Annotated in this window: 14 protein-coding genes and 1 tRNA gene; 9 read left to right on the forward strand and 6 right to left on the reverse strand. The window is 68.9% G+C overall.

What is annotated here, in order from left to right; translation table 11 throughout:
* Positions 1-4: 4 nt before the first annotated feature.
* Positions 5-1,336: an acyltransferase gene (locus AC3B6C_RS14115; protein ID WP_488373202.1), complete on the reverse strand. Its 1,332-nt coding sequence runs from the start codon at positions 1,334-1,336 to the stop codon at positions 5-7.
* A 245-nt stretch (positions 1,337-1,581) separates the two neighbouring features.
* Here AC3B6C_RS14115 and AC3B6C_RS14120 point away from each other — a divergent pair.
* Positions 1,582-1,657, forward strand: a tRNA-Arg gene (locus AC3B6C_RS14120).
* 47 nt (positions 1,658-1,704) lie between these two features.
* Here the strand turns inward: AC3B6C_RS14120 and AC3B6C_RS14125 are convergent.
* On the reverse strand, positions 1,705-2,670 hold the full coding sequence (locus AC3B6C_RS14125; RefSeq protein ID WP_488373203.1) for a GlxA family transcriptional regulator: 966 nt from the start codon (positions 2,668-2,670) through the stop codon (positions 1,705-1,707).
* Positions 2,671-2,752: 82 nt separating this feature from the next.
* Here AC3B6C_RS14125 and AC3B6C_RS14130 point away from each other — a divergent pair, with 82 nt between their 5' ends.
* From AC3B6C_RS14130 to cobF, 3 genes are read left to right on the forward strand one after another with little or no spacing between them, the layout of a single operon-like run.
* Complete coding sequence (locus AC3B6C_RS14130) at positions 2,753-2,977, forward strand: hypothetical protein (RefSeq protein WP_010843594.1); 225 nt, start codon at positions 2,753-2,755, stop codon at positions 2,975-2,977.
* A 30-nt stretch (positions 2,978-3,007) separates the two neighbouring features.
* Positions 3,008-3,817: an SDR family oxidoreductase gene (locus tag AC3B6C_RS14135; protein ID WP_055475826.1), complete on the forward strand. Its 810-nt coding sequence runs from the start codon at positions 3,008-3,010 to the stop codon at positions 3,815-3,817.
* 2 nt (positions 3,818-3,819) lie between these two features.
* Positions 3,820-4,578: a precorrin-6A synthase (deacetylating) gene (gene cobF, locus AC3B6C_RS14140; protein WP_488373205.1), complete on the forward strand. Its 759-nt coding sequence runs from the start codon at positions 3,820-3,822 to the stop codon at positions 4,576-4,578.
* Positions 4,579-4,687: 109 nt separating this feature from the next.
* Here the strand turns inward: cobF and AC3B6C_RS14145 are convergent, their stop codons facing one another.
* Both AC3B6C_RS14145 and AC3B6C_RS14150 read right to left on the reverse strand, forming a co-directional pair.
* Positions 4,688-5,437 carry an ABC transporter permease gene (locus AC3B6C_RS14145; protein ID WP_010843597.1) on the reverse strand — a complete coding sequence of 250 codons (750 nt, stop codon included), beginning with the start codon at positions 5,435-5,437 and terminating at the stop codon, positions 4,688-4,690.
* A gap of 10 nt (positions 5,438-5,447) precedes the next feature.
* Positions 5,448-6,188: a 3'(2'),5'-bisphosphate nucleotidase CysQ gene (locus AC3B6C_RS14150; protein WP_010843598.1), complete on the reverse strand. Its 741-nt coding sequence runs from the start codon at positions 6,186-6,188 to the stop codon at positions 5,448-5,450.
* Between the two features lie 25 nt (positions 6,189-6,213).
* On the opposite strand from AC3B6C_RS14150, the gene AC3B6C_RS14155 reads away from it, so the two are divergent.
* The 4 genes from AC3B6C_RS14155 (at position 6,214) to AC3B6C_RS14170 (ending at position 9,064) form a co-directional block, all read left to right on the forward strand.
* Positions 6,214-7,104: a DNA-formamidopyrimidine glycosylase family protein gene (locus AC3B6C_RS14155; RefSeq protein ID WP_010843599.1), complete on the forward strand. Its 891-nt coding sequence runs from the start codon at positions 6,214-6,216 to the stop codon at positions 7,102-7,104.
* 51 nt (positions 7,105-7,155) lie between these two features.
* Positions 7,156-7,899 (forward strand): SDR family oxidoreductase, encoded by a 744-nt coding sequence (locus tag AC3B6C_RS14160; RefSeq protein ID WP_035717829.1) that lies wholly within the window; start codon positions 7,156-7,158, stop codon positions 7,897-7,899.
* An 81-nt stretch (positions 7,900-7,980) separates the two neighbouring features.
* The gene (locus tag AC3B6C_RS14165; RefSeq protein WP_488373206.1) at positions 7,981-8,511 is read left to right on the forward strand and encodes a hypothetical protein; all 531 of its coding nucleotides are present in this window, start codon (positions 7,981-7,983) and stop codon (positions 8,509-8,511) included.
* 19 nt (positions 8,512-8,530) lie between these two features.
* Complete coding sequence (locus AC3B6C_RS14170; protein WP_014925826.1) at positions 8,531-9,064, forward strand: hypothetical protein; 534 nt, start codon at positions 8,531-8,533, stop codon at positions 9,062-9,064.
* Positions 9,065-9,067: 3 nt separating this feature from the next.
* On the opposite strand, the gene pgi is transcribed toward AC3B6C_RS14170, so the two are convergent.
* Both pgi and AC3B6C_RS14180 read right to left on the reverse strand, forming a co-directional pair.
* Positions 9,068-10,765: a glucose-6-phosphate isomerase gene (gene pgi / locus AC3B6C_RS14175; protein WP_488373208.1), complete on the reverse strand. Its 1,698-nt coding sequence runs from the start codon at positions 10,763-10,765 to the stop codon at positions 9,068-9,070.
* A 59-nt stretch (positions 10,766-10,824) separates the two neighbouring features.
* Positions 10,825-11,184 (reverse strand): chorismate mutase, encoded by a 360-nt coding sequence (locus tag AC3B6C_RS14180; protein WP_010843604.1) that lies wholly within the window; start codon positions 11,182-11,184, stop codon positions 10,825-10,827.
* A gap of 98 nt (positions 11,185-11,282) precedes the next feature.
* Between AC3B6C_RS14180 and AC3B6C_RS14185 the strand changes: the two genes are divergently transcribed.
* Positions 11,283-13,121, forward strand: a complete 1,839-nt coding sequence (locus AC3B6C_RS14185; RefSeq protein WP_488373209.1) for a hypothetical protein — start codon at positions 11,283-11,285, stop codon at positions 13,119-13,121.

The raw sequence follows: 13,121 nt of genomic DNA on the forward strand, positions 1-13,121 counted from the left end.
ACACCTAGTCGGCGGACACCTTCTCAGCCCCCGCCGGCTCTCCGACTTCCACCGCCCGGTCCTGCTCCTTCTTGTTCCGCTTCGGCAACAGGGGGATGCGGGGCCGGGCGGTCAGCCATTTGCTGAACGGCAGGCGCAGGAGGAGGTCGACGAGCGCCAGTGATGCCGCGAGCACCAGGGCGATCAAGATGATCGAGCGCAGGACCGCCGAGTGCGGGAACCAGTCGAAGAGTCCGCTGAGGAATCCGACGCGGCCCAGGATGTCGAGGATCAGCGGATGAACCGCGAAGACACCGAACGCGCGCAAGGTGGCCTGCGAGACCAGCCGTCCGCCGGCCGGTCGGCCGGCGGCGCGTCGGTCGTCCCAGACCAGGCCGATCAGCCACAACAGGGCGAAGCCGCCGATGTACCAGGGCAGCGACACCGGGTTCCAGGCCGTGTTGGCCTTCCACGGCACATTGCCCGGCGACGTCGCCAGCAGGTAGCCCGCGACGCTGAACGCCGCGCAGCCCGCCGCGACCAGAACGACGGTGGCCATGTGCTCGCGGAGCCAGCGGTCGACGGCCTCGCGGTGCTGCGCGGCCAATACGCCCATCGCGACGAAGAGCGCATACATCGGGAGCGTCTTCCACATGTGCTGGTAGGCGACGTCCCACGCGTGGCCGGAAGGTCGTGGGAGGTACTGGTAGACGACGAACACCAGGATCTGGATCGCGGTCCCGCCGGCCAGCAACAACCACGGGCGGTTGCGGCCGCGCTCGAAGATCCAGGAGATCAGCGGGAAGAACAGGTAGATCTGCATCGAGATCAGCAGGAAGTACAGCTGATACTTGCCCTCGCCCACGAGGAGGTCGTGCGCGAGCCGGGGCAGCATCTCACGGGCGGGTGGGAACGGGTTGTCCGCGAGAATGAGGTGGTCGGTGACCGTGTAGATCAGCGTCCAGACGAGGTAGGGGCCGACGACCAGCCCGAAGCGGCGCCGCCAGAACTGCCACGGCGACATCTCCCGGCCCTGCATGCTCAGCACGAGGACATACAGCGTCACCGCCACGAAGCCGTATCGCGTCAGGTGGCACAGGGTGCCCACCAGATTCGCTCCGCGGATCTCGTCGGCCCCGCCGTTGATGGCGTTGACGCTGTGCGCGACGACCACGAAGGTGAACAGCACGACTCGGACGAAATCGGCGGTGTGCGCTCGTCCATGCGGCTTGGTCGCAGCCGGGGGAGGGCCCGGCTCGGCGGGACGGGGTGCGGCGGCGGGGCCCGGCGTCTCGGCAGCGGTGGCTGTGGTCTCGTCGTCGTCGGCGGTGCGCGCCGATCCTGATGCCGCGTGCACCAACGAAAAGACCTCCCCGGGTGAAACGGTGGAACGTATGCGGTAAGCAGTGTACGGACACGAGCCGGCAGCAGCCCCAGCGCCGGGGTGTCCAGAGTGGCGATGATCACAGCCGTAAATGTCCGGTTCGGGACACCGCGGGGACTCCGGCGAGAAAGTGCGCCGGAACGTTGACGGAGAGGGTGCTGCACCGCTGATGTGCTGACGTAGACTGCCGTGTGGCCGTGCCGAGGTCACGGCAACCCGCCTTCGTAGCTCAGGGGATAGAGCAACCCTCTCCTAAAGGGTAGGTCGTAGGTTCGAATCCTACCGAGGGCACCAACCAGGCCGGTTTCGCAGCTCGTGGCCCCGCGGGGCGCGGTCTCGGGCTATGTCTCCGCAGCAGCGGATTTCGCGAACCGCCGGCGGTAGACCAGCGGCGAGACACCGACGCTCGCGGCGAAGTGGTGACGCAGCAGCGTCGCCGACGTGAAACCGACCCGCCGCGCCACCTCGTCGACGCTCGCGGTGGTCGACTCCAGCAGGTTCTTCGCCGACAGCACGCGCTGCTCGGTCAGCCAGCGGCGAGGCGAGATCCCGACCTCGTCGACGAACCGTCGCGCGAAGGTCCGTCCCGACATGTGCATGCGGGTCGCCATGTCGTCGATGCTGATGTCTCGGTCGAGGTTCGCCGTCATCCAGGCGAGCAGCGTGCCGAACCCCTCGTCGGTGCATGCCGGTACGGGTGCCTCGACGAACTGACGCTGACCGCCGTCGCGATGCGGTGGCACGACCATCCGCCGCGCGATCCGGTTGGCGACGGCCGGTCCCCAGGCCTCCCGGACCAGGTGCAGCGATGCGTCTATCCCCGCGGCGGTGCCCGCGCTCGTGGTGACGGGGCCGTCGTCGACGAAGAGGACGTCGGTGTCGACATGGGCGCGCGGGAACATGCGCGCGAGGTCGGTGCCGTAACGCCAGTGGGTCGTGCACCGGCGGTCGTCGAGGAGGCCGGCCGCACCCGCGACGAAGGCGCCCGAACAGACGGTGAGCACTCGGCCGCCGCCGTCGACGACCGTGCGGATGGTGTCCAGGATCTCGTCGGGGTAGTCGCCGCTGATGCTTCCCCCGGGGATCACGACCAGATCGACGTCACGGCACTCGGCGAGGGTGTGCGACACCTGGAGCGAGACCCCGTGGCCCACGCCGAGTGACGATCCCGGTTCCGGCGACGCGACCCGGAAATCGAAGGCCGGGACGCCGTCGTCGGTGCGATCGAGGCCGAACACCTCGTGGACGACACCGAACTCGAACAGTGCGACGCGTCCGTAGAGGAGGACGCCGACGGATTTCAACACCAACCCAGTATGGCAGATAATTTGCGAACAATGGCTTTGCTGCCACTGTTGGCGGAAACATAGTGGGCGCAGGATAACTGCCATGACACTCATCTTCGTTCTCGCACTCGTCGTAATCGCTTCGGTCGCCGGCACCGCCGGGGTGCTGACTCTCACCGCGCGTCGGACCCCGGCCGGCCAGCGGACGCCGGGCCAGCGGATCGCCGACTGGTTCACCCGCGATTCCAGGCGCCCCTACGGCCCCGACTCCGAGCGGGTGGCCGCGGAACTCAGCATCCTCACCCGCCGGTACGACAAGCTCGTCTGACGCCTCGGCCGTTGCGCTACCGTTGCGGTCGTGAGTTCACAGACTGTCCTCGTGACCGGCGCGACCAGTGGCATCGGTGCCGAGGTCGCTCGTCAGTTCGTCGCACGGGGGCATCGGGTCTACGGCACCACCCGCAACCCGGACGCCGTGCGCAACCCATTGCCGGGCGTCACCTATGTCCGTCTCGACAACGCCGACTACGACTCCGCCGAGTCGTGCGCGGCCCTGGTCGGCGAGGTCGACATCCTGGTCAACAACGCCGGCGAGTCCCAGGCCGGGTCGCTCGAGGACACCCCGATGTCGGCGGTCGAGGATCTGTTCCGCGTCAACGTCTTCGGGCCGATCGCACTGACCAAGGCGGTGTTGCCCGGGATGCGCAGGCGGCGTCGTGGCACGGTCGTCATGGTGGGGTCGATGTTGTCCAGCTTCCCCGTCGCCTTCCGGTCCAACTACGCGGCCACGAAGTCGGCGCTCAAGGCGTTCGCCCTCGCGTCGCGACGTGAGCTGGCGCCGTACGGGATACGGATGATCAGTGTCGAGCCGGGCACGATCGCCACCGGCATCGGAGACCGTCGGAGCATCTTCATCGGTGACGACTCGCCGTACCGGGCCGAATACGAGACGCTCGCCGCCGCGACCAGGCGCAACGAGGATGCGGGCATCAGCGCGCAGAGCATGGCCACCCAGATCGTCGACGCCGCTCTCGCCGAACACCCGAAGCCGTTCTATGCCAAGGGTAATCAGGCCGGCGTGGTCTTCCTGCTCCGGCGGCTCGCGCCGAGGCAGCTCATCCTGGACATGACCGCCCGGAAGCACGGGCTTCCGAAGGTGAAGATCTGACCGTGCGAATCACGCTGCGCGTCATCGGGATCGGACCCGGTGGGCCACGTCAGATCACGCTGCAGGCCATCGATGCGATGGCCGACGTGGACACCTTCCTCACCCTCGAGAAGGGCACTGCGAAGAGCGGTCTGCTCGACGCCCGTCGCGCGATCCTCACCGAGCATGCGCGGCAGGGCCATTCGCTGGTGGAGATTCCCGATCCGCCGCGCGACCGTGAGCCGGCGGACTACGACGCGGAGGTCCGGCGCTGGCATGCCGCGCGTGCCGATCTGATCGCCACCGCGCTGCGCGACGAGGTCGGCGACGGCGGTGTGGCCGCCTTCCTCGTCTGGGGCGACCCCGCACTCTACGACAGCACGCTGCGAATCGTCGACGATCTCGCCGCCCGTGACGATCTCGACCTCGTCGTCGAGGTCATTCCGGGTGTGACCAGCGCCAGCGCACTCACCGCGGCGCACGGAATCGTGGCCAACCGCGTCGGCGAACCTATCCACACGACCACCGGCCGACGCCTCGCCGACACTCCTGCGGGTGCCGACGCCAACCAGATCGTGATGCTCGACGCCGACCTCAGTTTCCGGCACACCGCCGACCCAGACGATCACATCTGGTGGGGCGCTTATGTGGGCACCGACGACGAGATCCTGATCAGCGGCAGAGTCGGCGAGGTCACGGACCGGATCGTCCGAGAGCGCGCCGCGGCCCGGGAACGGATCGGCTGGATCATGGACATCTATCTGCTGCGCAAGGCGCACTGAGGAGTCTGACCCCGCTCATCGAGGTGGACACCCTCCGCACCTGTCCGCCAGATGCCGCACTTCGTTGCGCTGGACGCCACGACACGCGACATCTGCATATGTCGAAGGCTCACAGGCGTTCGCGGGCAACGAGTTCGACGGTGACGAGCATGGCGATGGAACTGACGGTCAGCAGCGCCACCAGTACGAACAGCTGCATCGCCGCGGCGGCCCACACCGAGGCCCCGCCGAGGACCATGCCCACGAACGCACCGGGAATGGTGACGATCCCCACCGACTTGGTCTGGTCGAGTCCGGGGATGAGGGCGCTCGCAGCGGCGGGCCCGCAGATCTCCATGCGCGCGTCCCGCGAGAGCAGACCCAGCGACAACGCCGCGTCCACCTCGCCGCGCCGAACCCGCAACTCGTCGTGCGCTCGGCGCCCGGCGAGCGAGGTGGTCACCATCGCACCGCCGATCAGGATTCCGGCCGTCGGGATCACGGCGATCCCGCGGGCGGGAAGCACTCCGATGACGAGGAGTGCGGTGACGATGACGATCGTCGGAACCGCAACGGGACCCGCACACCACGCGATCCCGACGAGGCCGGAGCGGTCCGGGTTCACGCGCCGGGCCGACGTCCACGCTGCCGCCGACGCCATGAGCAGAACGAACAGGGCGGATGCCCACAGATGGGGGATGACCGCCGCCAGCACCGCGGCCAGCGCGGCGAGTTGTGCGACGGCACGTAGCACCGCCACCATCGTCTCGGTGGCCAGGCCGGACCGGCGGTTGACCACCACCGCGGCCACCGCCAGCAGTACGACGACGACAATCAGCGCCGGACCGATCTGTACGACCGCGTCGCCGACTCCGTTCACGGTCTCCAGGTCACCAGATCTGCTGCAACGCGGCGAGCATCTCGTCGCGGATCTCGCTGCGGCAGATGACGAAGTCCGGCATGTACGGATGCCGGTTGTTGTAGACGATCTCCGACCCGTCGAGGCGACTGCAGTGCAGGCCGGCCGCCAGGGCGACCCCCACCGGCGCCGCGTTGTCCCACTCATACTGGCCGCCGGCGTGGACGTAGGCGTCGGCATCGCCGCGGACGACGGCCATCGCCTTGGCCCCGGCCGAACCGACCGGCACCATCTGCAGACCCAGACGGTTCGCCACGTAGCTGGTCTCGTAGGAGCCGCCCCACCGGGAGGTGACCAGGCGGCGGGTCAGCTCGCCCGCGGTCCGTGCGACCGTGTCCGAACGAAACAGTTCACCCGTCGCGGGCAGGGACACCGACGCCTCGGTGACGATCCCGCTCTCGGTCAGGGCCACGTGTACGGCCCAGTCCGCTGAACCCGCGGCGAATTCCCTTGTGCCGTCCAAGGGGTCGATGATCCACACCCGAGCAGCGGTGGCCCGGTCGCCGACGTCGGCCGCTTCCTCGGACAGCACCGCATCGCGTGGCCGGTGTTTGCGCAGCACCGTCGAGATCCACGCCTGCGCAAGCGCATCGCCCACGTCGCCGAGCATCGCCCCGCCGAGCAGATCACCGGACCGGATTCCGAGAAGTACCTCTCCGGCTCCCTGCGCGATCCGGGCAGCCAGTTCGGCGTCGGAAAGTCGGGAGTTCATCCCACAACTAGAGCACACTGGTGGCATGCCTGAGCTTCCAGAGGTGGCCGCGATCGCCGACTACGTCGACGGCCGTGCGGCCGGACTCCCGATCCGACGGGTCGACGTCGCGTCGCTGTCGGTGCTGAAGACCGCCGACCCGCCCTACACGGCGCTGATGGACCGGATCGTCGAATCCGTCGGACGTGTGGGGAAGTACCTGGTCATCCGTACCATTCCGGGTTCGGCGGCCACCGCGTCAGAGCCGTTGCTGCAGCTGGTCATCCATCTGTCGCGGGCGGGGTGGGTGCGATGGAGCGAGGACCTGTCGCCCAAGCCCCTGCGTCCGGGCGGGAAGAGCCCGATCGCCCTGCGCGTGCACTGCGGGTTGCCCGGTGAGGGATTCGACGTCACCGAGGCCGGCACCCAGAAGCGGCTCGCCGTGTGGCTGGTCCGTGAGCTCACCGAGGTCGAACGGATCGCGGGTCTGGGACCCGACGCGCTCGAACTGACGGCCGAACAGTTCGCGGAGATCCTGTCCGGGACGACCGGCCGGATCAAGAACGTACTCACCGATCAGCACACCATCGCCGGGATCGGCAACGCGTATTCCGACGAGATCCTGCACACCGCACGCCTGTCGCCCTTCGCGTCGTCGAAGACGCTGAAGCCCGATCAGGTCGCCACGCTCTACGACGCCATGCGCGGTGTTCTCACTGATGCGACCGGACGACTGGAAGGCCAGGCCGTGGCGCGGCTGAAGTCCGAGAAGCGCACCGGTCTGCGCGTGCACGCCCGCACCGGCCTGCCGTGTCCGGTGTGCGGCGACACCGTCCGCGAGGTGTCTTTCGCCGATCGGTCCTTCCAGTACTGCGCCACGTGTCAGACGGGTGGGAAGGTGCTGGCTGATCGGCGGATGTCCCGGTTGCTGAAGTAGGTGTCCGGCCGGCCGGGAGCCCGGAACTTACCGGCCGGTAGCCTGGACGTCGTGACGACACGGCAGAGAATTCTCATCACGGGGGCCAGTTCGGGACTCGGGGAGGGCATGGCCCGACGCTTCGCCGCGCAGGGGCGTTCGCTCGCGCTCGCGGCGCGCCGGCGCGAGAAGCTGGAGGCGCTGGCCGAGGAGTTGCGGCCCTCCGCCGAGCGTGTCGAGGTCGCGACGCTCGACGTCACCGACGTGGAGGCCGTTCCCGAGGTGTTCCGGAGACTCGCCGACGGTCTGGGCGGTCTCGACCGGGTCGTCGTCAACGCCGGACTCGGCAAGGGGGCACCCCTCGGTACCGGTAAGGCCGCGGCGAACATCGAGACGGTGCAGACCAATCTGGTCGGCGCGCTGGCCCAGGCCGAGGCCGCGCTCGAGATCTTCCGTGCGCAGAACGCGGGGCATCTGGTGCTGGTCAGCTCCATCTCGGGCGTCCGCGGCATGCCCAAGGCGCAGGCCGCGTACTCGGCGTCGAAAGCCGGACTGACAGCGCTGGGGCAGGGACTCCAGGCCGAGTTCGCCTCGTCGCCCATCACCGTCTCGATCGTCGCGCCGGGCTACATCGAGACCGACATCAACCGGGGAGTGAAGACCTCCCTGATGGTCGACACGGACAAGGGCGTCGACGCCCTGGTCAAGGCGATCGAGGCGGAGAAGGACTGGGCGCCGGTGCCGGCGTGGCCGTGGACGCCGATCGCGGCGGCGCTGAAGTTCCTGCCGGCGTCGATCAGCCGACGACTCGTCTGAGCTGTTCCGCGTGCCTGCCGGAACTCATTCACGCAGTAGACCTTTGACGTGCTGGCGCCCGTGACGGGTTAGCGTGGCGGAATGCTGCGCAATCGGTGGCGGCCCTGGTGGGCCGGAGTCGCCGCCGTACTCGGACTCGCCGGGCTGCTCGCTTGCGGGACACCGGCACCGACCGAACGGGTCCCCGTCTCCTCGACGGCGGATTCGTCGTCCCCGTCGCAGCCGACGAAGGTCCTCACGACCGGCCCACGCCGCGACATCGAGCCGGTCGCCGCGCGGTTCCCGGCTCTGGCCGATTCGACCGTTGACGGCTGGGCGGCGGGCACTCTCGGGGATGCCTCGACCGGTCGCGTCCCCGGGCCGAGCACCTACTGGTTCGACGCCGTGGTCACGGCCGGAGCCGATCAGATCGCCGAGTGGGTACAGGAGTACGACGCGACGCCCGTCCCCCATCCCGACCCGCCGGTGAGCGCGTTGCACGATCTCGTCCCGGCCGGCGAGCTGCTCGGCAGCCCGGAACTCGACCGGGCCTTCTCGTCCACGCAGTGGCGGGCGAGGGTCTATCTGTCTCCGGCGTCGGGGCGCGTGGTCGTCCTCGGCATCGACGACTGACCTGCGTAAGGTGGCCGTCGTGGCGAACAAGCACGGACAAGTGGTGGCGTCGGGCGCGTTTCAGGTGTTCGGCGCGCGGCAGCGGGAGCAGGTCGGCGAGCTGCTCGGCGAGATCTTCGACCGGACGGACATCGCGGCCATGGGCTCCGACTGGCGGGGCATCGTCTACTTCACCCTCACCGACGACGAGTCGACCTCCGCCGACACGGTTCTCGGCTTCGACCCGTCGAGCGGGACATCGGGCGAACTGGCCACCCTCGACGAGGTGTCCGAGGCCATCCGCACCGGCGAAGTCGCCGAGGCCGTCGACGTGGCGAGCTTCGACGCCTGGCGGGCGGCAACCGCGACCCGGGCACTGGACATGGGTGCCTGCGTGCCACCGGCCCTGTACGAGTTCCTCGGCGGAGATCCCGCCGAACGTGACGTGGAGCCAACGGATCTCGTGACCTACGTGGCTACCGCGGCCGCGATCATGGGACGCATCCAGTCTCTCGGCGTCGAGCCCGGGGACGAGATCCCCGACGAGGTCTTTGACGAGGACTACTGGAAGTAGCCCTCAGACCGCGCGGCCCCGTCGCTCCCGGTACCAGGTCACGAGGGCATCGGTCGACGAATCGTCGTGGGTGTCCGGTGCCTCCGCCTGGGTGATGGTGCCGAGTAGCTCCTTGGCCTGGGTCTTGCCCAGTTCGACGCCCCACTGGTCGAAGGGGTTGATGCCCCAGATGGCGCCCTCGACGAAGACCTGGTGCTCGTAGAGCGCGACGAGTTGGCCGATCACCGACGGGGTGAGCCGGGGGGCGAGGATCGAGGTGGTGGGACGGTTTCCCGGCATCACCTTGTGGGCCACGACATGTGCGGGCACGCCCTCGGCGGCGATCTCGTCGGCGGTCTTGCCGAAGGCGAGCACCTTGGTCTGGGCGAAGAAGTTGCTCATCAGCAGGTCCTGCATGGAGCCCGAGCCGTCGGGAGAGGTCGGTAGGTCGTCGGTCGCTTCGGCGAAACCGATGAAGTCCGCCGGTACCATCCGCGTACCTTGATGCAGCAGTTGGTAAAACGCGTGCTGACCGTTGGTTCCCGGTTCGCCCCAGAAGATCTCGCCGGTGTCGGTGGTGACGTGGTGTCCGCTCGCGGTGACCGACTTCCCGTTCGACTCCATGGTGAGCTGCTGCAGATACGCGGCGAAGCGGGCCATGTCGTTGCTGTAGGGGAGGACCGCGCGGGTGCCGACATCCCAGAAGTTGTTGTACCAGAGGCCGATCAGGCCGAGGATGACCGGCGCGTTGTGTTCCAGCGGCTGGGTGCGGAAGTGCTCGTCGACGATGTGGAAGCCGTCGAGGAACTCGGCGAAGCGTTCCTTGCCGATGGCGGCCATCACCGACAGCCCGATGGCCGAGTCCACCGAGTAGCGGCCCCCGACCCAGTCCCAGAATCCGAACATGTTGTCGGTGTCGATGCCGAACTCCGCGACCTCGGCGGCGTTGGTGCTCACGGCCACGAAATGTTTTGCCACGGCGTCGGAGTCGGCGTCGAGGGCCTGCAGGAGCCACGTGCGCGCGGCGGCGGCGTTGGTCAGCGTCTCGAGGGTGGTGAAGGTCTTCGAGGCGATGATGAACAGCGTGGTCTCGGCGTCGAGGTCGGCGAGCGTGCCGACCATGTCCGCGGGGTCGACGTTGGAGACGAAGTGACAGCGGATCCCGGCGTCGACGTAGTGGCGCAGCGCCTGGTAGACCATCACGGGCCCGAGGTCGGAGCCGCCGATGCCGATGTTGACCACGTCGGTGATGGCTTTGCCGGTGTGTCCCTTCCACTCTCCGCTTCGGAGCCGGTCGGTGAACTCACCCATCCGGGTCAGGACCTCGTGGACGTCGGCGACGACGTCCTGACCGTCGACGGTCAGCGTCGCGTCGGCCGGGAGTCGCAGGGCGGTGTGCAGGACCGCGCGGTCCTCGGAGGTGTTGATGTGGGTTCCGGCGAACATGTCGTCGCGGATCTCCTCGAGACCGATCTCGCGGGCGAGGCTCATCAGCAGTTCGAGGGTCTCGCGCAGGACCCGGTGCTTCGAGTAGTCGATGTGCAGGTCGCCGACGTCGACGGTGAGTTCGCGGCCGCGCGCGGGATCGATCGCGAACACCTCACGCAGGTGCATGGCGTACACGTGCGGTTGATGAGCCGCTAGCGCCTGCCAGGATTGCGTCGCGGTGATGTCGCCGTGATCGGTGCCGGTGAAGTCGCTGCCGGGGGCCTGGGTGCTCATGACCACTAACCCTATGTGGTCGGGGACCCGGCCGCGACGGTCGTCACACGGCCCGGCGATCAGCGGCCCAGCGGTCCGCGTCCCAGGCGTAGCAGCAGCATCGCGAGAGTGTGGCCTTCCTGGCCGAGGTCCTGGAAGCGCTCCAGGACCTTCACCTCCCGGCTGTGGACCAGGCGCGGGCCGCCGGAGGCCATCCGCGCGGCGCCGATCTTCTTCGACACCGCCGACCTGCGTTTGATCGCCGCGAGGATCACGGCATCGAGCCGGTCGATCTCGAGTCGCAGCTGGTCGATGTCGTCGGGCAGGTCGCCGACCTCGGACGAGAGCTGGTACTTGTCGAGGTCGATCGAGTGCTCGAAGGACGTGCCGCCGGACGGGCGGGGGTCCTGAGCGCCGGGGCTGGGGCTGCGATCGGTCACGCGCCCGATTTTGCCACGACGCCCCGCGACGACCCGCACGTGGCCGAGTCACCCGACCCGGCCACGACGGCGCGCGCCGCACATGGAAACTGGAGCGCATGCCCAACGCGCGGATGGTGTCCCTTGTTGCCGTGTCCCTCATCGTGGGCCAGCTGATCATCAGGGGCTGGCTCGTCGCGACCGGCAACTTCTACTGGGACGATCTCGTGCTCGTCGCACGGGCGTCGTCGAATCCGATCCTGTCCTGGGAGTACCTGGGGCACAGTCACGACGGCCACTTCATGCCCGCGGCCTTCCTGCTCGCCGGTGTGGCCACCTGGCTGGCGCCGTTGAACTGGGCGCTGCCGGCGCTGATGCTGGTCGTGATGCAGGCCATCGCATCGGTGGCGGTGTGGCGGATGGTGCGGACGATCGCGCCGCGCGCCCGCATCGGTGCACTGGTCGCATTGGCGTTCTATCTCTTCAGTCCGATGACGGTGCCCGCGTTCGCCTGGTGGGCGGCCGGCCTCAACACACTGCCCATGCAGGCGGCGATGGCGTGGATCGTCGCCGACGCGGTGCGTCTCGGTCGCGGTGACATCGACGATTCGCGACGCCGGCTGGTGTGGATCCGCTCGACGATCGTCTTCGTGATCGCGTTGGCGTTCTTCGAGAAGTCGCTGTTCATCCTGCCGGTGGCGCTCGTCGCGGCGATCCTCGCGAACGGCGGTGCGCGCGCGTCGATGCCGACGCTCCGGGCGGCCCGGGAGTTGTGGGTTGCGCTGACCGTCACCGCCGCGCTGTGGGTGGTCGTGTACTTCGTCACCACGGACCCGACATCGGGTGAGCACTCGGTGGCGCAGACCGCCCGCCTGGTCTGGCGATCGGTGACCGACGCCGTCGTACCGTCGCTCGTCGGCGGGCCGTGGGAGTGGGAGCGGTGGACGCCGAGTCCGCCGACGGGCTTCCCGCAGATGTGGATGATCGTCGGCGGCTGGTTGGTGCTGGCCGCGGTGACGTGGTGGGCGGTGGCCCGCAGACGTGGCGGCGCCGGGATCGTCGCGACCGCGGCGATCTACGCCGTCGCGGCGCAGATCCCGGTGATGTGGAATCGATCGAGCCCGCAGACCGCGATCGAACTCGCCCAGCACATGCGCTATCTGCCGGACACGGCACTGGTGTTCAGCATCGCGCTGGCCCTGCTGTGCGCGGCGCCGTCCCGGACCGGGGAGGTGGGCGGACGACACGCACGGACCTCCGACGACGAGACCGGACGAGAGGAGGAACGGTCGGCGCTGCCCGCGTTCGCCTCCGTGGTGGGTGCGCTCGTCGTGGTCTCCGCCCTGGTGTCACTGGTCTCGTTCTCGTCGTCGTGGCGGGACAACCCGACCGGCGACTATCTCGAGACCGCGACCGCGTCGCTGCACGACGCCGCGGCGGAGGGCCCGGGCGGCCGGACCCTGCTCGACCAGTCCGTGCCGCTGGAGATCCTGCAGCCGTTCGTCTATCCCGACAATCAGGTCAGCCGGATCTTCGGCCGGGTGGATCCCCGGCCCGACTTCGGGGTGGCGACCGACCGGCTGTTTGTGCTCGACACCGCGGGGAATCTCGTGCCCGGCGGCGTGACGCAACGACGCATCATCTACGCGGGCGAGGGGACCTGTCGCGCGCCGGAGGTCTCCGGACCCTCCCGACTGCGACTCGACGGCCCGCTGTTCTCCTGGCCCTGGACGATCGCGCTGAGCTACTGCGCGACCCGGGACGGCGAGATCGAGATCGCCCTCGAGGACGGGGATGCCGTCCGCGCGCCGGTCCGGGCGGGCCTGGGTTCGGTGTATGTCCGGATCGACGGCGGCGGCGACCATGTCGACGTCCGTCCCCTGACGCCGGGACTGCGGTTGCACACCGGCGCCGGGCGGGTCGGCGAGGCCGCCGAGGCGCGCTTCGCCGGGGGCTGA

This window comes from Gordonia sp. 11cp (assembly GCF_057767225.1).